Annotated in this window: 20 protein-coding genes; 15 read left to right on the forward strand and 5 right to left on the reverse strand. The window is 71.0% G+C overall.

The window, feature by feature from the left end; all coding sequences use genetic code 11:
- The first annotated feature begins 46 nt into the window (after positions 1-46).
- Positions 47-841 carry a PDZ domain-containing protein gene (locus FKV24_RS09785; RefSeq protein WP_211371837.1) on the forward strand — a complete coding sequence of 265 codons (795 nt, stop codon included), beginning with the start codon at positions 47-49 and terminating at the stop codon, positions 839-841.
- Between the two features lie 97 nt (positions 842-938).
- On the opposite strand, the gene hda is transcribed toward FKV24_RS09785, so the two are convergent.
- The 3 genes from hda to FKV24_RS09800 are packed head-to-tail and all read right to left on the reverse strand — an operon-like array spanning position 939 to position 4,056.
- On the reverse strand, positions 939-1,646 hold the full coding sequence (gene hda / locus FKV24_RS09790) for a DnaA regulatory inactivator Hda (RefSeq protein ID WP_111265727.1): 708 nt from the start codon (positions 1,644-1,646) through the stop codon (positions 939-941).
- Positions 1,643-2,872: an AI-2E family transporter gene (locus FKV24_RS09795; RefSeq protein ID WP_211371838.1), complete on the reverse strand. Its 1,230-nt coding sequence runs from the start codon at positions 2,870-2,872 to the stop codon at positions 1,643-1,645. The genes hda and FKV24_RS09795 overlap by 4 nt, the downstream gene beginning before the upstream one ends.
- 8 nt (positions 2,873-2,880) lie before the next feature.
- Positions 2,881-4,056, reverse strand: coding sequence for a DUF2066 domain-containing protein (locus FKV24_RS09800; protein WP_141482248.1), 1,176 nt, complete (start codon positions 4,054-4,056; stop codon positions 2,881-2,883).
- A 197-nt stretch (positions 4,057-4,253) separates the two neighbouring features.
- On the opposite strand from FKV24_RS09800, the gene purM reads away from it, so the two are divergent.
- The 4 genes from purM to FKV24_RS09820 all read left to right on the forward strand — a co-directional run bounded on the left by purM (position 4,254) and on the right by FKV24_RS09820 (position 7,683).
- Positions 4,254-5,279, forward strand: a complete 1,026-nt coding sequence (gene purM / locus FKV24_RS09805; RefSeq protein WP_141482255.1) for a phosphoribosylformylglycinamidine cyclo-ligase — start codon at positions 4,254-4,256, stop codon at positions 5,277-5,279.
- 4 nt (positions 5,280-5,283) lie between these two features.
- The gene (gene purN, locus FKV24_RS09810) at positions 5,284-5,940 is read left to right on the forward strand and encodes a phosphoribosylglycinamide formyltransferase (protein WP_111265725.1); all 657 of its coding nucleotides are present in this window, start codon (positions 5,284-5,286) and stop codon (positions 5,938-5,940) included.
- Between the two features lie 76 nt (positions 5,941-6,016).
- Entirely contained in the window at positions 6,017-6,820 is an 804-nt protein-coding gene (locus FKV24_RS09815; protein WP_141482249.1) for a DUF3108 domain-containing protein, read from the forward strand.
- 155 nt (positions 6,821-6,975) lie between these two features.
- Positions 6,976-7,683, forward strand: a complete 708-nt coding sequence (locus FKV24_RS09820) for a DUF3108 domain-containing protein (RefSeq protein WP_249040981.1) — start codon at positions 6,976-6,978, stop codon at positions 7,681-7,683.
- A gap of 92 nt (positions 7,684-7,775) precedes the next feature.
- Here FKV24_RS09820 and murA read toward each other — a convergent pair whose 3' ends face one another.
- Positions 7,776-9,032 carry a UDP-N-acetylglucosamine 1-carboxyvinyltransferase gene (murA, locus tag FKV24_RS09825; RefSeq protein WP_111265723.1) on the reverse strand — a complete coding sequence of 419 codons (1,257 nt, stop codon included), beginning with the start codon at positions 9,030-9,032 and terminating at the stop codon, positions 7,776-7,778.
- A 22-nt stretch (positions 9,033-9,054) separates the two neighbouring features.
- Positions 9,055-9,285 (reverse strand): BolA family protein, encoded by a 231-nt coding sequence (locus FKV24_RS09830; protein WP_111265722.1) that lies wholly within the window; start codon positions 9,283-9,285, stop codon positions 9,055-9,057.
- A 210-nt stretch (positions 9,286-9,495) separates the two neighbouring features.
- Here FKV24_RS09830 and FKV24_RS09835 point away from each other — a divergent pair, with 210 nt between their 5' ends.
- The 10 genes from FKV24_RS09835 (at position 9,496) to FKV24_RS09880 (ending at position 17,612) form a co-directional block, all read left to right on the forward strand.
- Complete coding sequence (locus tag FKV24_RS09835; RefSeq protein ID WP_141482250.1) at positions 9,496-10,509, forward strand: KpsF/GutQ family sugar-phosphate isomerase; 1,014 nt, start codon at positions 9,496-9,498, stop codon at positions 10,507-10,509.
- A gap of 87 nt (positions 10,510-10,596) precedes the next feature.
- Positions 10,597-11,169: a KdsC family phosphatase gene (locus FKV24_RS09840; protein ID WP_141482251.1), complete on the forward strand. Its 573-nt coding sequence runs from the start codon at positions 10,597-10,599 to the stop codon at positions 11,167-11,169.
- Entirely contained in the window at positions 11,166-11,732 is a 567-nt protein-coding gene (lptC, locus tag FKV24_RS09845) for an LPS export ABC transporter periplasmic protein LptC (RefSeq protein WP_141482252.1), read from the forward strand. The genes FKV24_RS09840 and lptC overlap by 4 nt, the downstream gene beginning before the upstream one ends.
- On the forward strand, positions 11,713-12,273 hold the full coding sequence (gene lptA, locus FKV24_RS09850; protein ID WP_111265718.1) for a lipopolysaccharide transport periplasmic protein LptA: 561 nt from the start codon (positions 11,713-11,715) through the stop codon (positions 12,271-12,273). The genes lptC and lptA overlap by 20 nt, the downstream gene beginning before the upstream one ends.
- Positions 12,273-12,992 (forward strand): LPS export ABC transporter ATP-binding protein, encoded by a 720-nt coding sequence (gene lptB / locus FKV24_RS09855; protein WP_111265717.1) that lies wholly within the window; start codon positions 12,273-12,275, stop codon positions 12,990-12,992. The genes lptA and lptB overlap by 1 nt, the downstream gene beginning before the upstream one ends.
- 143 nt (positions 12,993-13,135) lie before the next feature.
- Complete coding sequence (locus FKV24_RS09860; RefSeq protein ID WP_141482253.1) at positions 13,136-14,563, forward strand: RNA polymerase factor sigma-54; 1,428 nt, start codon at positions 13,136-13,138, stop codon at positions 14,561-14,563.
- Positions 14,564-14,706: 143 nt separating this feature from the next.
- Positions 14,707-15,036: a ribosome hibernation-promoting factor, HPF/YfiA family gene (hpf, locus tag FKV24_RS09865; protein ID WP_111265715.1), complete on the forward strand. Its 330-nt coding sequence runs from the start codon at positions 14,707-14,709 to the stop codon at positions 15,034-15,036.
- 175 nt (positions 15,037-15,211) lie between these two features.
- Entirely contained in the window at positions 15,212-16,162 is a 951-nt protein-coding gene (gene hprK, locus FKV24_RS09870) for an HPr(Ser) kinase/phosphatase (protein ID WP_111265714.1), read from the forward strand.
- A gap of 74 nt (positions 16,163-16,236) precedes the next feature.
- Complete coding sequence (gene rapZ, locus FKV24_RS09875) at positions 16,237-17,073, forward strand: RNase adapter RapZ (protein ID WP_141482256.1); 837 nt, start codon at positions 16,237-16,239, stop codon at positions 17,071-17,073.
- Between the two features lie 188 nt (positions 17,074-17,261).
- Positions 17,262-17,612, forward strand: a complete 351-nt coding sequence (locus tag FKV24_RS09880) for an EF-hand domain-containing protein (RefSeq protein WP_141482254.1) — start codon at positions 17,262-17,264, stop codon at positions 17,610-17,612.
- Positions 17,613-17,678 lie beyond the last annotated feature (66 nt).

Below are 17,678 nucleotides of genomic sequence, written 5' to 3' on the forward strand. Positions count from 1 at the left end.
CGCTCGCCTCCGCGACCGACGCCGGTAATCCATCCTGATGCCCACCATGCCGCGATTGATCCGCCGCCTTCCGTGCCTGCTCCTGGCGCTCGGGCTCGCGCCCGCCGCCGCCTCCGGGCTGCCGCCGTCGGCGACCGCGACACTGTTGCCCGCCACCCTGGCGATGGCCAGCGGCGGCAACGCGCTCGACGCCGTGGTCGACGTCCGCCGTCCGCATGCGGACGGCCTGATGGTGATGGCGGTGACCCCCGGTGGCAGCGGCGACCGCATCGGCCTGCGGGTCGGCGATCGCATCCTGGCGGTCAACGACCGCCCGCTGACCGGCACCCTGGAGCCGTCGAAGGTGATGAACGAGGCCCTGGCCACCCGGCGCGACCTGGAACTGCGGGTATCCCGCGACGGCCGCGAGCTGACCCTCAACGGTACCGCGGCCGCGGACACCGCCGCAGCGGTGGCGCCGGGCTGCGGCTACGTCACCAACCGCGGCACCCTGCCGCACGTCAGCGACCGCCTGCACCCGGTCGAGATCCTCGACATCGACGGCCGCGGCCGCCCGGTCGACGCCAACCGCCATCGGCTCGAAGCCGGCCTGCACGTGGTGATCGTCGGCGAGCGCATCGAGGACATCCGCTTCGACCCGCTGCAGCAGGCCCAGCGCTCGCGCATGCGCTCGCGCGAAGGCGCGCGCGCCGGCAAGGCGCTGGTGGTCGATGTCCGGCCCGGCGTGCGCTACCGGCTGGGCGCGCGCTTCCTCGACCGCAATCTCAGCAGCCGCGCGATCAGCGAGAACGCGTACTGGGAACCGCTGGTCTGGCAGGAAGTCGAGGACGCCTGCGACTAGCCGAGCGTCGGACGGGCCACGCTCACCGCGCCCGTGCGCGGGTAGGGAATGGGATGCGGGAAAACGCCGGATCGGAGCGCGTCCGACCGCCGGCGGCTCAGTCCAGGCCGAGGCTGTCGCCCAGCGCCTGGCGCAGGAACGGCACGGTCAACCGGCGCTGCGCCGCCAGCGAGGCACGGTCGAGCCGGTCCAGCAGCGCGGTCAGTCCGCTCAGATCGCGTCCGGCCCGCTTCAGCAGCCAGTCCAGCGCGGCCGCCTCCAGCACCAGTCCACGCCGCTGCGCACGCTGCGACAGCACCGCGCGGCGGCCGTCGTCGTCGAGCGGCTCCAGCACCACGCGCGCGCATTGCGACAACCGCGAACGCAGGTCCGGCAGGCTCAACGCCAGCTCGGCCGGATTGCCGCGCGCGGCGTACAGCAGGCAGGCGCCGGACGCGCGTGCGCGGTTGTGCGCATCGAACAGGGCGACCTCGTCCTCACGCCGTCCGGCGACCGCCTCCAGTCCGTCCAACGCGACCAGGTCGTTGCCTTCCAGCGCCTGCAACGCATCGCCCAGACGCCCTGCCGCGGCCTGCAGCGGCAGGAACGCGACCCGCCGACCGGCCGCCTCGGCGGCGGCACAGGTCGCCAGCATCAGGTGGGTCTTGCCGACTCCGGCCGGGCCGGCCAGGTACAGCCAATCGCGACCGCTTCCGGCGGCGATCGCCTGCAACTGCGCCAGCACTCCGTCCGGCGCGCCGATATAGGTCTCGAAACGCTGGTCCGGCGGGTAGCGCAGCGCCAACGGCAACTGCGGACCGGTCACCCGCGATCCTGCCCTTCGTCGTCCCCGGCGACCGTGCCGACGCCCGTCTCGCGCTCCGTCGCCAGCGCGCTGGCCGGCACTCCGGTGTCGCCGAGACTGGCGACCACCACCGGCACCGCGCCGGGCTCGGCCACGCCACCGGCCTGCTCGCCGGCGTACAGGCGGCTGTGGGTATAGCGCTCCTGCGCGTACCGCAGCAGCACGTTGGCGACCGCCGCGACCGGCAGCGCGATCAGCATGCCGAGGAAGCCGAACAGCTGGCCGCCGGCCATGATCGCGAAGATCACCGCCATCGGGTGCAGGCCGATCCGGTCGCCGACGATCCTCGGGGTCAGCACGTAGCCCTCCAGCATCTGGCCGAGCACGAACACGCCGGCGACCATCAGCACCAGGGTGAAGTCGCCGTCGGGCTGGATGAATGCGGCCACCAGGCCCAGCACCACACCAGTCGCGGTGCCCAGATAGGGCACGAAGCTGATCAGCCCGGCGACGATGCCGATCAGCAGGCCGACCTTCAGGCCGACCACGCTCAAGCCGATCGCGTAGATCGCGCCCAGCGCCAGCATCACCAGGATCTGGCCGCGCAGGAACGCCGACAGCACCTCGTTGGACTCGTGCGCCAGGCGCCCGACCGTACCGATATGGTTGCGCGGCACCAGCGCGGCGACCCGCTCGACCAGCTTGTCCCAGTCGCGCAGGAAGTAGAAGGTCAGGATCGGCAGCAGCACGATGTTGGCGACCCAGGCGACCACCGCGATGCCGGAGCGCGACACGTAGCCGAACAGCGAAGCGGCGACGCCGCCGGCCTCCTGCCAGTGGCTGCGCGCCAGCTGGATCAGCGCCTGCGGGTCGAGCCAGCCGACCAGCTCGATGCCGGTGCGCTGCTCGACCCACGGCAACGCGGTCTCCAGCAGCCAGGTCTGCGCCTTCGGCAGCAGCTCGATCACGGTCATGATCTGGCGCTCGATCATCGGCACCAGGATCAACAGCGCCAGCACCAGCAGCAGTGCCATCAGGGTGAACACCAGGGCGACCGCGACATTGCGCGAGCGCCCGGATCGCTCGATCCGATCGACCAGCGGATCGCCGAGCCAACCCAACAGCGCGCCCAGCACGAACGGCGTCAGGATCGGCCCCAGCGCCCACAGCAGCCACAGCAGGGCCAGCGCCAGCGCGCCCCATTGCAGCCGCTTGAGGAAGCGGGCGATATCGTCGAGCGATTCCATCGATTGCATCAGCGCACCAGATAGACGTCGGGAGCCGGCGTCTCGGTGCCGCTCCCGTCATCGGGGTCGGTGTCGATCACCGGGCCCGGCTCGGTCGGCATCGTGGGCGACGCGGGTTGCAGGGCGACCAGCACGTCGCCGTCGTCGACCATCCGCTTCAGCCCCGGCAGCCCGGTCAGCAGCTCCAGTTCGAGCACGATGCTCTCGGCATCGGCGTGCAGCGGCTTGATCGCGCGCACCACCGCCAGCTTCTGCAGGTAGCCGGACAGGCGCATGTAGTCCTCGCTGCTGTCGAGGCCGCGGAAGGTGACCGCATAGTTGCCGGCCGGGCCCACCGCGCTGCGCTTGGCATAGCGCTTGGTCAGGGCGTCGGCGGCACCGTCGGCGCCGGTGGCCATCACCATGCGCGCGTCTGCGCCGCTCTCCGACCAGCGCGCCAGCACCCGGCCGCGGTCGACGAAGATCCAGTCGGCGGCCCAGCCGCCATTCCTGCGGTACAGCTTGCCGATCAGCTGCATCGGCGGGCTGTAGCGCTGCGAGGCGCGGGCGACGGCGGCGGTATCGCCACGCCAGATCGCACCGACCACCGCGTGCTCGGCGGCGCTGCCTCCGGGGAGGCCGAGCCGGTAGCCGCGCTGCACCGCACGGTCCAGCACCGAGCGCGCGGCATTGGCCTTCGACAGGCCGACCAGGCGCGGGCCGCTGCCGTCGTCGATCGCCAGCCACAGCACCGGCTTGGGCCGTGGCGCCGGCCACACCGGGATGCCCAGGGTCGAGGCCAGCGCATCGACGCCGTCCTCGTCGTAGCGCGCCACCAGCAGGGTCTGGTACCTCGGGGCGCCGCTGGAGGAGATGCTCTCGTCCTGACGGTAGTCGTAGCCGGTCACGAACTCCTCGGCCCGGCGCAGTTCCTGACCCACGCCCGGGCGCGAAGCCGCCGAGCGATCGCCCGAGAGCTTGCCGAGCACCTGCGCCAGGCCGCGCGCGAACGCCGACTTGCGCTCGGCCTCGCCCTGGCCGCGCACGACCACCTCGGCGGTGTAGATGTCGCCGGCACTGGCGCGGTCGCCCTCGACGCGCTGCGCCGCCGCCGGGCCCGCCAGCAGCAACAGCAGCAACAGGATTGAGGGGGTCCGGATCGCGGACCGGGACAGGTGGAAGGCCGTACGCAGGGCGCCAGTCATGCAGGTTTCGCCGTCTGGATTACTATCGGAATGCCTGGAATGGTGCCGCAGCCGGGCCGGTACGTCCATCGACGGCGTCGATCGAACCGCCGCCGCGCCCGCCGCCACGCCGTGCCCGATACGCGACTGCCGCGCGTGCGACTGCTAAAATTGCCGTCCTTGCCGCCCTTCGCGACCGTACCGTGACTCCCACTCCCCTGACCTACCGCGACGCCGGCGTCGACATCGACGCTGGCAACGAGCTCGTCGAGCGCATCAAGCCCCTGGTCAAGCGCAGCTTCCGGCCCGAGGTGATGGGCGGCCTGGGCGGCTTCGGTGCGCTGTTCGACCTGTCCAACAAGTACAAGGAGCCGGTGCTGGTGTCCGGCACCGACGGCGTCGGCACCAAGCTCAAGCTGGCCCAGCAGCTCGGCCGCCACGACACCATCGGCATCGACCTGGTCGCGATGTGCGTCAACGACGTGCTGGTGCAGGGCGCCGAGCCGCTGTTCTTCCTCGACTACTTCGCCACCGGCAGGCTCGACATCGACACCGCCGCCGCGGTGGTCGGTGGCATCGCCCGCGGCTGCGAGGAGTCCGGCTGCGCGCTGATCGGCGGTGAAACCGCCGAGATGCCGGACATGTATCCGCCGGGCGAGTACGACCTGGCCGGCTTCTGCGTCGCCGCGGTCGAGAAATCGAAGCTGCTCGATGGCGGCCGCACCGGCGACGGCGACCTGCTGATCGGCATCGCCTCGTCCGGCCCGCACTCCAACGGCTACTCGCTGATCCGCAAGATCTACGAGCGCGCCGGCAGCCCGGCCGGGCATGCCCTGGCCGACGGCCAGACCCTCGCCGACGCGCTGATGGCGCCGACCCGGCTGTACGTGAAGCCGGTGCTGGAACTGCTGTCCGCGCACGCCGAAGCGATCCACGCGATGGCGCACATCACCGGCGGCGGCCTGACCGAGAACATCATCCGGGTGATCCCCGACGGCCTGGGCATCGACGTCGATGCGTCCAGCTGGCCGCTGCCGCCGGTGTTCGAGTGGCTGCAGCGCGAGGGCGCGGTGCCGGCCGAGGAGATGTGGCGGACCTTCAACTGCGGCATCGGCTTCGTGCTGGCGGTGGCGCCCGCCGACGCCACCGCGGTCGAGGCCGACCTGGCGCGCCTGCAACTGCCGAGCTGGCGCATCGGACGGGTGACCCGGGCCAACGGCGATTCCCGCGTCAAGATCGGCTGAACGCATGCGCCGGATCGCCGTGCTCGCCTCCGGGCGGGGCAGCAACCTGCAGGCGCTCATCGATGCGATCGCCGCCGGCAGGCTTGCCGCGGAAGTGGTCGGGGTGTTCTCCGACCGCGCCGGTGCCGGTGCGCTGGAACGGGCCCGAGCCGCCGGCATTGCGGCCGTGTCGCTGCGCCCACGGGACTTCGACTCCCGTCCCGCCTTCGATGAAGCGCTGTTCAGCCGCATCGACGGCGTTCAGCCCGACCTCATCGTCTGTGCGGGATACATGCGGCTGCTGAGCGAACACGTCGTCGAGGCGCGGGCAGGTCGCATGATCAACATCCACCCATCGCTGCTGCCGGCCTTCAAGGGCCTGCACACCCACCAGCAGGCGCTGGACGCCGGTGCGACCGAGCACGGCGCCAGCGTGCATTTCGTCACCGCCGAGCTGGACGGCGGCCCGGTGATCGCCCAGGCGCGGGTGCCGGTGCTGCCCGGAGACGATGCCGCGCGCCTGGCCGAGCGCGTGCTGGCGCGCGAGCATCCGCTGCTGCTGGCCACCGTCGGCGCCCTGGTCGAGGGCCGGGTGCGACTGCTGGCCGGCCGGGTCGCCGATCGCGGTCGACCGCTGGCCGCACCGCTGCAACTTGGCGATGACGACCGCCTGCTAGGCTGACCGCCGGTCGTCGCGCGTCGCCCGCGTCGCGCCAGGACGCCAACCACTTCCAGACGCCTCCTCCCCCGGACCCCACATGCCCCGCCTTCCCGCCCGCGCCATCGTCGCCCTGCTCTCCGTCGCCCTGGCCGCCATGGCGCCGGTGACGGACGCGCATGCCGCCGCGCCGGTCGCGGCCCCGGACTCGACCGCATCGACCGCGCCCGAACCGGCACCGGCACTGGAACCCTTCATCGCCCGCTACGAGGTCCTCAACGGCGGCCACACGCTCGGCAATGCGACCCTGCAGGTGGTCGAACTGGATGCGCCGCGCTGGCGCGTCGACCTGACCATGGGCGGCCGCGGCCTGTTCAGGCTCGCCGGCATCAACGCCGAGCAGAGCACGGTGTTCGAGGACACCGCCGCGGGCTTCCTGCCGCTGAGCCAGGCCACCGTGCGCAAGACCCTGTTCACCCGCAAGCGCACCACCGGCAGCTATGACTGGCAGGCCCGGCAGGCGCTGTGGAGCGGCGACATCAAGGAATGGCGCCAGCGCCCGGTTCCGCTGCAACCCGGCGACATGAGCGGCCTGTTGATCAATCTCGCGGTGATCCGCGACGCCGAGCCGGGCAAGACCCTGCACTATCGCTATGTCGACAACGGCCGTGCCCGCCCCCATGTCTATCGGGTCGACGAGGCGCTGGAAGGCGTCCGCGTCGGCGAGCTCAGCTACAACGCGATGCGGGTGACCCGGCTGCCGATCGAGGACGGCGCGCCCGACAACGAAGAGACCGTGATCTGGGTGGTCGAGGGCGTGCCGACGCCGGTCCGCATGCTGCAGCGCGAGGACGGCGAGGACACCTACGACCTGCGCCTGATCGATTACGGAACCGCCGAATGAAGCGACGGTCTTCCGCCATGGACGGAGTTTCCGCGGACCCGGCCGGCTGTCGTCGGCCACCGCGAGCGCGGGTCCGGGCCGATGCCGGCCCCGCGATGCCCGAACGCCCCCGGAAGACGGGCGCCCGGGCCCCAATGACAACGGGAGTGCGATAGATGAACCCTGCACCGAACCTGCACAAGCGACTCAAGCCGATCGCCGGCCTCGCCCTGACCGCAATGCTGGCGGCGGGTGCGCTGCTGCCGGCCCGCGCGATCGAGCCGTTCACCGCCGACTACAAGGCCAGCTTCATGGGCATGGAGGCGAACGGCCAGATGATCCTCGCCCGCGATGGCCAGGACCGCTGGCGCTACAGCCTGAACGTGCGCAACGCGCTGGCCGACCTCAGCCAGGTCACCGTGTTCGAGATCAAGGACGGCCAGTGGCGTCCGCTCACCAGCAACGACACCAACAAGGTGCTGGTCAAGCGCTCGCGCAAGAGCGCGACCTACGACTGGTCGCGTGGCGAGGCGCGCTGGAGCGGAGACGTGAAGCCCGACCGCGCCGGCCCGATCGCACTGCGTCCCGGCGACATGGATGCGCTGCTGATCAATCTGGCGATCGTGCGCGACCTCGCCGCCGGCCAGCCGTTGCGCTATCGCATGGTCGACGACGGTCGGGTCAAGCAACTGGACTACACCACCGCCGGTCGGGAAACCATCGACATCGATGGCCAGGCCCGCACCGCGACCAAGGTGGTCAGCGACGACGGCCGCCGTCAGACCACCGCCTGGGTGGTCGAGGGCCTGCCGGTGCCGGCGCGCATCGTCCAGCGCAACAAGAACGGCGACGCGCTGGAACTGACCATCCAGTCGCTGCGCTGATCGCCACGGCGTCACGGCGGGGCCGTGGGAGTCGGCCCCTGCCGGTCGATCCGCCTGGATCGACTCGGCCGGATCGACTCAGCCAAATCAAATCAACTGATCCTGCGAATGCGGGCACCCAGCCCCGACAGCTTTTCCTCGATGTTCTCGTAACCGCGATCGAGGTGGTAGATGCGGTCGATCGTGGTCTCGCCATCGGCGACCAGGCCGGCCAGGATCAGCGAGGCCGAGGCGCGCAGGTCGGTCGCCATCACCGGCGCGCCGCTGAGCCGCTCGACCCCGCGCACGACCGCGGTGTGGCCGTCGACGCGGATGTCCGCGCCCAGCCGCAGCAGCTCGTTCACGTGCATGAAGCGGTTCTCGAAGATCGTCTCGTTGATCACCCCGACCCCGTCGGCGACGCAGTTCAGCGCCATGAACTGCGCCTGCATGTCGGTCGGAAAACCCGGGTGCGGCGCGGTGGTGATGTCGACCGCGCGCGGCCGCTTGCCGCCCATGTCGAGGCTGATGCGATCGCCGTCGACCTCGATCGCGGCGCCGGTGTGGCGCAGCTTGTCGATCACCGCGTCGAGCGTGTCCGGACGCGCGCGTCGGGCGGTGATGCGGCCGCCGGTCATCGCCGCCGCGACCAGGAAGGTGCCGGTCTCGATCCGGTCCGGCACCACCGAATGGCGGCCGCCGTGCAGGCGTTCGACGCCCTCGACCACGATCCGGTTGCTGCCGGCGCCCTCGATGCGCGCGCCGAGCGCCTTCAGGCACTCGGCCAGGTCGACGATCTCCGGCTCCATCGCCGCGTTCTCCAGCACGCTGGTGCCCTCGGCGAGGGTGGCGGCCATCAGCACGTTCTCGGTGGCGCCGACGCTGACCATGTCGAACACGCAGCGCGCGCCCTTCAGCCGCTCGGCGCGGGCCTTGATGAAGCCGTTCTCGACGCTGATCTCCGCGCCCAGCGCCTGCAGGCCCTTGATGTGCTGGTCGACCGGGCGCGAACCGATCGCGCAACCGCCGGGCAGCGACACCTCGGCGTGGCCGTAGCGGGCCAGCAGCGGCCCCAGCACCAGCACCGAGGCGCGCATGGTCTTGACCAGCTCGTAGGAGGCGACCTGGCTGTGGACCGTGGTCGGGTCGACGGTGATGCCGTACTGCTCGTCGATGGTGATGCCGGCGCCGAGCTCGCCGAGCAGCTTCACCGTGGTGACGACGTCGTGCAGGTGCGGGACGTTGCTGATTTCCACCGGCCCGTCGGCCAGCAGGGTCGCGCACAGGATCGGCAGGACCGCGTTCTTGGCGCCGGAAATCTGGACTTCACCGGTGAGCGGGCGCCCGCCCTGGACAACGATTTTCTGCATGGGGGTTCCGGTTCGGGGCCGCTCAGGCGGCTTCTTCGGGGGTCAGGGTCTTCAGCGACAGGGCGTGGATCTCGCCGCCCATGCGTTCGCCGAGGGTCGCGTAGACCAGGCGGTGGCGGGCCAGCGGCAGCTTGCCGCGGAAGGCCTCGCAGACCACGGTGGCCTCGAAATGAACGCCGTCGTCGCCGCGCACGTCGGCGCGGGCACCGGGCAGGCCCTGTTCGATCAATGACTGGATGGTGGCGGGGGTCACGGGAAATCCTTGCGAATGCAGGCTTGGCGGAAATGGAGCGTAACGGGAAGCGATGGCGGTCCGAGCATCTGATGAAGCGTGGCTGCGCGCCGATGCGCGGCCGCGGGGCACTCACGGGCAATCGCGCCGGGAACCGCCTAGAATTGGCGGCTTAGCCTAGCCCAATCCCCTCCCGTCATAAATCCCGGCCGCGCGCCGGTTCACCTGCCGATGGCCGCATCCCCTTCCACTGCAAGTCCCCTCGCCCCGGTTACCGACGACGGCCTGGCCGCCTGCGGGCGCCGCGTCTTCGAGATCGAGGGCCAGGCGCTGGCCGCGGTCGCCGACCGGGTCGGGGCCGAGTTCGCCGCCGCCTGCCGGCTGGTGCTGAACGCGTCCGGCCGGGTGGTCTGCACCGGCATGGGCAAGTCCGGCCACGTCGCCCGCAAGATCGCCGCGACCCTGGCCTCGACCGGCACCCCGGCGTTCTTCGTCCACCCGGGCGAGGCCGGGCACGGCGACCTGGGCATGGTCACCGACGCCGACGTGGTGCTGGCGCTGTCCAATTCCGGCGAGAGCGACGAGGTGCTGATGCTGCTGCCGGTACTGCGTCGCCAGGGCAATCCGCTGATCGCGATGACCGGCCGCCCCGGTTCGACCCTGGCCCGCGAGGCCGACATCCACCTGGACGTCACCGTGCCGGCCGAGGCCTGTCCGCTGGACCTCGCCCCGACCTCCAGCACCACCGCCGCGCTGGCGATGGGCGACGCGCTGGCGGTCGCGCTGCTGGAGGCGCGCGGCTTCACCGCCGACGATTTCGCCCGCTCGCACCCGGCCGGCTCGCTCGGCCGGCGCCTGCTGCTGCACATCACCGACGTGATGCACGCCGGCGACGACGTGCCGCGGATCGGCGCCGACGCCACCGTCAGCCAGGCGCTGGTCGAGATCACCTGCAAGCGGCTGGGGATGACCGCGATCGTCGACGGCGATGGCCGCCTGCTCGGCCTGTACACCGACGGCGACCTGCGCCGCAGCCTCGACGACGCCGCGGTCGACCTGCGCGCGACCCGGATCGGCGACGTGATGACCCGCGCGCCCAAGACCATCGGCGCCGACGCGCTCGCGGTGGAGGCGGCGCGGATGATGGAGACCCACAAGATCAGCGGCCTGCTGGTGGTCGATACCGACAACCGCGTCGTCGGCGCCCTCAACATTCACGACCTGTTGCGGGCGCGGGTAGTTTAAAGACGGGTACGTCGCCGAAAGCGGGCGCTCCTCTCTCGCTTCTCGCCCCACCTCTCACCCCTCGCTCCACCTCTCACGCCTCGCCCCATGCCCTACAGCCACCTCAACGACTACCCCGCCGACATCCGCGAACGCGCCGGGCGCATCCGCCTGGTCTGTTTCGATGTCGACGGCACGCTGACCGACGGCCACCTCGGCTTCGACAGCGAGGGCCGCGAGTTCAAGGCCTTCCACGTCCACGACGGCATGGGCCTGGTGATGCTGCGCAAGTCCGGGATCGCCGTGGCCTTCGTCACCGCGCGTGCCAGCGCGGTCGCCGAACAGCGCGCCGACGAGCTCGGCGTGGAGGCCCACACCGGGGTCAAGGACAAGCTCGCCTGCGTGCGGGAGATCGCCGCGCGCCTGGGGATCGGCCTGGACGAGGTCGCCTTCATGGGCGACGACCTGCCGGACCTGAAGGTGATGCCGCACGTCGGCCTGTCGGCGGCGCCGGCCAACGCCCACCCCTGGACCCGCGAGCGCGTCCACTGGCGCACCTGCGCGGCCGGCGGCCACGGCGCGGCCCGCGAGTTCTGCGACCTGCTGCTGGCGGCGCAGGGCCACGCCGAGACGCTGTTGCACGACCTCACCGGCGCCGGCGGCGACGGAACCCGGGCATGAGCTGGCGCAGCCTCGTCACCGTGATCCTGTTCGCCGGCGTCCTCGCCAGCGGCTGGGTGCTGTGGCACCAGCGCGGCGGCGACACCGCGCCGGCCACCGCCGCGGAACTGCCCGACTACATCCTCAACGACTTCGAGCTGATCGCCCTCGACGCCCAGGGCCAGGAGTCGTTCACCCTGCGCGCTCCGCGGCTGGCGCGCGACCCCGGCACCAAGACCCTCGACATCGAGACCCCGCTGTTCCTGATTCCGCCCGCCGCCGACAGCCAGGGCGGCGCCTGGGAGGTGCGCTCGAAGACCGCCTGGGTCAGCGAGAGCGGCGACGAGATCCGCCTGCGCGGCCAGGTCCAGGCCGACGGCGCCGATTCCGGCGGCAGCCCGGTGACCATGCGCACCGAACAGATGGACGTGTTCCCGGAGGCCAGGCGGGCGGTCTCGCCGGTTAAAGTGACGCTCACCCAGCCCGGGCTCATAATGAACGGTCGTCAGCTCGAGGCCGACCTCGAGCGCAACCGGATCACCCTCAAGGACACCCGCTCCCGATATGAGAACACCGAACGCTAGCCGCGCCGCACTGACGCTGGCCGCGCTGTTCCTGGCCACGCTGTCCCTGGCCGCGCTTCCGGCCGGCGTGCAGGCGCGCTCGTCGGACCGGGGCAAGCCGATGCTGATCAACGCCGACGATGCCGACCACGCGCTGGACGAGAGCCAGCCGACCGTGCTCAGCGGCAACGTCGTGATCACCCAGGGCACGCTCGACATCCGCTCCGCCCGCGCCGACGTCACCACCCGCAACAACGAACCGACCCGGGTCGTGCTGACCGGCAGCCCGGCCCGGCTCAAGCAGGAGATGGACGACGGCAGCCCGTTCTCGGCCAATGCCAGCCGGATCGTCTACGACCTGACCTCCGACACCGTCACCCTGACCGGCAACGTGACCGTGAACCAGCGCGGCAACACCATGAACGGCCCGCGCGTGGTCTACAACATGAAGACCGGCCGGGTACAGGCCTCCGGCACCGGCACCGGTTCCGGGAACGGTCGCGTCAGCATGCGCATCGAACCCAAGAACCCGACCCCCGCCGACGAGTCGGGGAACGACTGATGCTGGTCGCCGAGGGCCTGCGCAAGGCCTACCGTTCGCGCGAGGTGGTCAAGAACTTCGGTCTGACCCTGGACGCCGGCGAGGTGGTCGGCCTGCTCGGACCCAACGGCGCCGGCAAGACCACCTGCTTCTACATGATCGTCGGCCTGATTCCGGCCGACGCCGGCCGCATCGAGCTGGACGGCAAGAACATCACCGCCGAGCCGATGTACGCGCGCGCCAAATACGGCGTCGGCTACCTGCCGCAGGAGCCGTCGGTGTTCCGCAAGCTCGATGTCGCCGACAACATCCGGCTGGTGCTGGAACTGCGCGAGGACCTCGACAAGGCCGGTCGCGAACGCGAGCTGGCCAGCCTGATGGACGAGCTGCAGGTCACCCACGTCGCCGACCAGCTCGGCGCCAGCCTGTCCGGCGGCGAGCGCCGGCGCGTCGAGATCGCCCGTGCGCTGGCGGCGCGACCGCGCCTGATCCTGCTAGACGAGCCGTTCGCCGGCGTCGACCCGATCTCGGTCGGCGAGATCCAGCGAATCGTGCGCCACCTCAAGAATCGCGGCATCGGGGTGCTGATCACCGACCACAACGTGCGCGAAACCTTGGGAATCTGCGACCGCGCGTATATCCTCAACGACGGTGGCGTGCTCGCGCAGGGGGCTCCGGACACGCTGCTGGCGAATCCGGACGTGCGCCGCGTGTACCTGGGGGAAACCTTCCGTCTCTGATGCGGGGTCCCCGGTTGCCGGCGGCGCGACGCCCCGGCACGACCGCGGGGAGCGCGCATTGACGGCGCATCGCCTCGCGGCGGCGGGGGCGCAACGGCCGGGCGCCTGCCCCAAGCCCGACAGCCCGCGATCCCGACAAGGCCATGAAGCCCCGCCTCCAACCCTCACTCGGACAGAACCTGGTCATGACGCCGCAGCTGCGTCAGGCGATCCGGTTGCTGCAACTGTCCGCCGCCGAGCTGGAACTGGAGCTGGCCGACGCGATCGAGACCAACCCCCTGCTCGACTGGACCGAGTCGTCGACCGAGGCCGGCGCCGATGGCGATCCGGCGACCGAGGCCGGCACGCACGAGACCCGGGGCGAGGACGTACAGGTCGAGGCGGTCGACGAGTGGACCCCGGGCGACGGTGAGCCCTGGTACGAACGGGTCGGCCCCTCCGACGGCGGCCACGACGACCACGCCGCCGAGCAGGTCGCCAGCGACGACACCCTGCACGACCACCTGCTGTGGCAGTTGCACCTGAGCCACCTGTCGCCGCGCGACCGCCGCATCGGCGTGATCGTGATCGAGGCGATCGAGGACGACGGCTATCTGCGCGAACCGCTGGACGCGATCGCGGCGTCGCTGGCGCCGGACATCCAGGCCAGCGAGGAGGAAATCCTCACCGTGCTGCACACGATCCAGCGTTTCGACCCGGTCGGGGTCGGCGCGCGCGACCTCGGCGAATGCCTGCGCCTGCAGCTGGAGCCGATGGCGGACGACACCCCCGGCAAGGCGCTGGCGCACCAGCTGGCCAACGGGCCGTTGCAGCGCCTGGCCCGGGTCGGCGTCGAGGGCCTGGCCCAGGAAATGAAGCTCGATCCGGGCGAGGTCGAGGTCGCGGTGCAACTGCTGCGCTCGCTCGACCCGCGTCCCGGCTCGCAGGTCGGCGGCACCGGCAACGACACCTACGTCGCCCCGGACGTTGTGATCTGGCGCCAGCACGGGTTGTGGCGGGTCTCACTGGCCGAGAGCATGCGCCCGCGCATCTCGATCCACCGCGGCTACGAGGGCATGATCCGCGGCGCCAGCGCTTCCGACGCCAGCTACCTGCGCGGCCACCTGCAGGAAGCGCGCTGGCTGCTCAAGAGCCTGGAGGCGCGCGGCGAGACCCTGCTCAAGGTCGCCCAGTGCCTGATCCGCCAGCAGGCCGGCTTCCTGGAGTTCGGCGACAGCGCGCTGCGTCCGCTGACCCTGCGCGAGGTCGCCGCCGAGGTCGGCCTGCACGAATCCACCGTCTCGCGGGCGATCGCCCGCAAGTACGCGCGCACCCCGCGCGGCACCATCCCGCTGCGCGGCTTCTTCGCCTCCGGGGTCAGCAACGACAGCGGCGGCGAGTCCTCCAGCACCGCCATCCAGGCGATGATCCGCGGGCTGATCGATGCCGAGGATCCGCGCAAGCCGCTGTCCGATGCGCGCCTGGCCGAGACCCTCAAGACCTCCGGGGTCAGCGTGGCCCGGCGCACGGTCGCCAAGTACCGCGAGGCGATGAACATTCCATCGTCTCAGGATCGCGTGAGAATAGGCTGAGCGCGCCCGCCTCCCCGCGCCGCGATGCCGCCCATCGGGGTATGCCCGCTGCGGCGGCTATCGTGCGATGCTGTGAGTCCGGAGCCGCGCTGGCGTCTGCGGCGGCGCCCGGTTACCCGTAGCTATCAACCAGGAGGTCTGCGATGCGTATCGAAACCCACGGCCAACAGATCGATGTCACTCCGGCCCTGCGCGACTACGTCGAGACCAAGCTGTCGCGCCTGGAGCGTCACTACGAGCAACCGTTGGACGTGCGTGCCCAGCTCAGCCTGGACAAACCCGAACACAAGGCCGAGGCGACCGTCAGCATCGCCGGCCGCACCCTGCATGCCGACGCCAACGCGATCGACATGTACGCCGCGATCGACCTGCTTGCCGACAAGCTCGATCGCCTGCTGCTGAAGCACAAGGAAAAGATGGTCGACCACCATCGTGGCGAAAGCCTGGCCCGCAACGGCGACCTCGGCGCCTGAGCCGGCGGGTCGGCGCGCGTCCCACCCGTCACCGCGCGGGCGTCATGGCCGGCTACCATGGCGCCCCGGCCCCAAGGCAGCGACCGACCGAGTGAATGATCGACTGGACACGCCCTCCGACCCGCGCCAGGGATGCGCAGATGAGCAGAACACGGCACCGCCCGGGGCGCCGGGCATGAACGCGAGCATCAGCGCCGGCGAACTGTTCGAGCAGCAGCGCGAGCGTCTCGACCTGCGCTGGATCGCGGGCGAGGCCGGCGCCGCGCGGATGCTGGAGTCGGTGCAGACGGTCGCGCGGCGGCCGTCGCTGGCCGGCTATCTCAACACCATCTATCCGAACAAGGTCCAGATCCTCGGCACCGAGGAACTGGCCTGGCTGGACTCGCTGGACTCGCGCCTGCGCTGGGAGACGATCGAGAAGATCATCCAGTCGCGGCCGCTGGCGATGGTGATCAGCAAGCAGCAGCCCTGCCCCGAGGACCTGCGCGAGGCCGCCGAGGAGTCCGGCACCCCGCTGTGGGTCTCGCCGCGCCGCGGCCACGAACTGCTCAACCACATGCAGTACCACCTCGCGCGCACGCTGGCGCCGCGGGTGACCCTGCATGGGGTGTTCATGGAAATCTATTCGATCGGCGTGCTGATCACCGGCGAGTCCGGCTCGGGCAAGAGCGAACTGGCCCTGGAGCTGGTCACCCGCGGCCACCGGCTGGTCGCCGACGACGCCCCCGAGTTCACCCAGATCGCGCCGGACGTGCTCGACGGCACCTGCCCGGACATGCTGCAGGACCTGCTCGAAGTGCGCGGTCTGGGGGTGCTCAACATCCGCGAGATGTTCGGCGACACCGCGGTCAAGGGCAACAAGTACCTGCGCCTGGTGATCCACCTCACCCGGCCGATGGCCGAGCCGCTGCCGACCGGGATCGAGCGCCTGACCGGCGACAGCGGCACCCGCCGCATCCTCGACCTGGACGTGCCGACGATCACCCTGCCGGTGATGCCCGGCCGCAACCTGGCGGTCCTGGCCGAGGCGGCGACCCGCCTGCACAGCCTGCGGATGAAGGGCATGGACCCGGCCGCCGCCTTCATCGCACGACACAGCAATTTCCTGGAACGGGGGGACGCGTGAGCACGGGGACGGACACGGACGCCGATACGGCCGCCGCCAACAACGCCGCACCGGTACTGGTCATCGTCAGCGGCATGTCCGGCTCGGGCAAGTCGGTGGCGTTGAAGACCCTGGAGGACCTGGGCTACTACTGCGTCGACAACCTGCCCGCCGATCTGCTGCCGCAGTTCGTGCGCAGCGTGCACAGCGACGACGGCGCACCGCCCAAGCTGGCGGTGGCGATCGACGTGCGCAACCGCCACAGCGATCTGGCCAACATCCCCGAGTGGCTGTCGACGGTCGGCGGACTGGGCTTCGACCCGCACCTGGTCTATTTCGAAAGCAGCGACGAGGTGCTGTTGCGGCGCTATGCCGACACCCGCCGCCGCCACCCGCTGAGCCGACTGGGGCTGCCGCTGGCCGACGCGATCGCGCTCGAGCGCCAGGTCTCGCGTCCGCTGCGGCGGATCGCCGATACCGTGATCGACACCAGCGAGATGAACGTGCACCAGTTGCGCCGGCACATCATCACCGGCTTCGGACTGGGCGGCGACAGCGCCGTCTCGCTGCTGTTCGAGTCGTTCGCCTACCGCCATGGCGTGCCCGCCGACGCGGACTTCGTGTTCGACGCCCGCGGCCTGCCCAATCCGCACTGGAACGCGGTCCTGCGGCCGCTGTCGGGTCGCGACAGCGGCGTGCGCGAATACCTCGACCAACAACCCGACGTAAACCTGTACCTGTCGCAGGTGAGCGGCTTCCTCGATACCTGGCTGCCACGGATGATCGAGGACACCACCCGCAGCTACGTCACCGTCGCGTTCGGCTGCACCGGCGGCCGCCACCGTTCGGTCTATCTCGCCGAACGCATGGCCGAGCATGCGCGCGGCCAGGGCTGGGACGAGGTCGCCGTCCATCACCGAGAGCTGGACTGAGCACGCGCCTCCGTTCCCGGCGACAACGTCCCGTCTCCGCCCCTGTGCGGGTGAATGCCCGCTGACACGGTTTCCGCCCGTATTCACCAAATTACGGAACCTTTATCCGTTGCTCGCGCCGGGATCGCACCTGCATCGATAGCGTCGGACACGCACCCACCAGGACCTGCGTATCCGAGGAGACGAAGATGGCGACCCCCACCGTGTACGGCCCGGGGCGACGACGACCGTTGGCGGCGATGCTGACCTGCGTGTCGATCGTACTGGCGTCGGCGGCGTTCGCCGCCGGCCCGCGACCGGGGCCGCAGGAAGCCCCTCCCCGCAACCCGCCGCCCGTCAGCACGCCCGAACCCGAGCGCGCTCCCGGTCCGGACGCCTTCACCGCGCTCGACCGCAATGCCGACGGCCTGCTCTCGCGCGAGGAAGCCGCGGCGGACGCGGCGCTGGTCCTGCGCTTCGACCAGGCCGATCGCGACGACGACGGCCTGCTGACGGCGGAGGAGTTCGCCGCCATGGACGACCAGCCTCCGCTGCCCTGACCCCGCTCCTGCGGGGCCCCGCAACCGCGTATCGTCCGCGTCCGGCCGATGCGTCCCCCCCCCCCC

It is taken from the genome of Marilutibacter maris, from assembly GCF_006546735.2.
In the GTDB taxonomy this organism is placed as follows: domain Bacteria; phylum Pseudomonadota; class Gammaproteobacteria; order Xanthomonadales; family Xanthomonadaceae; genus Marilutibacter; species Marilutibacter maris.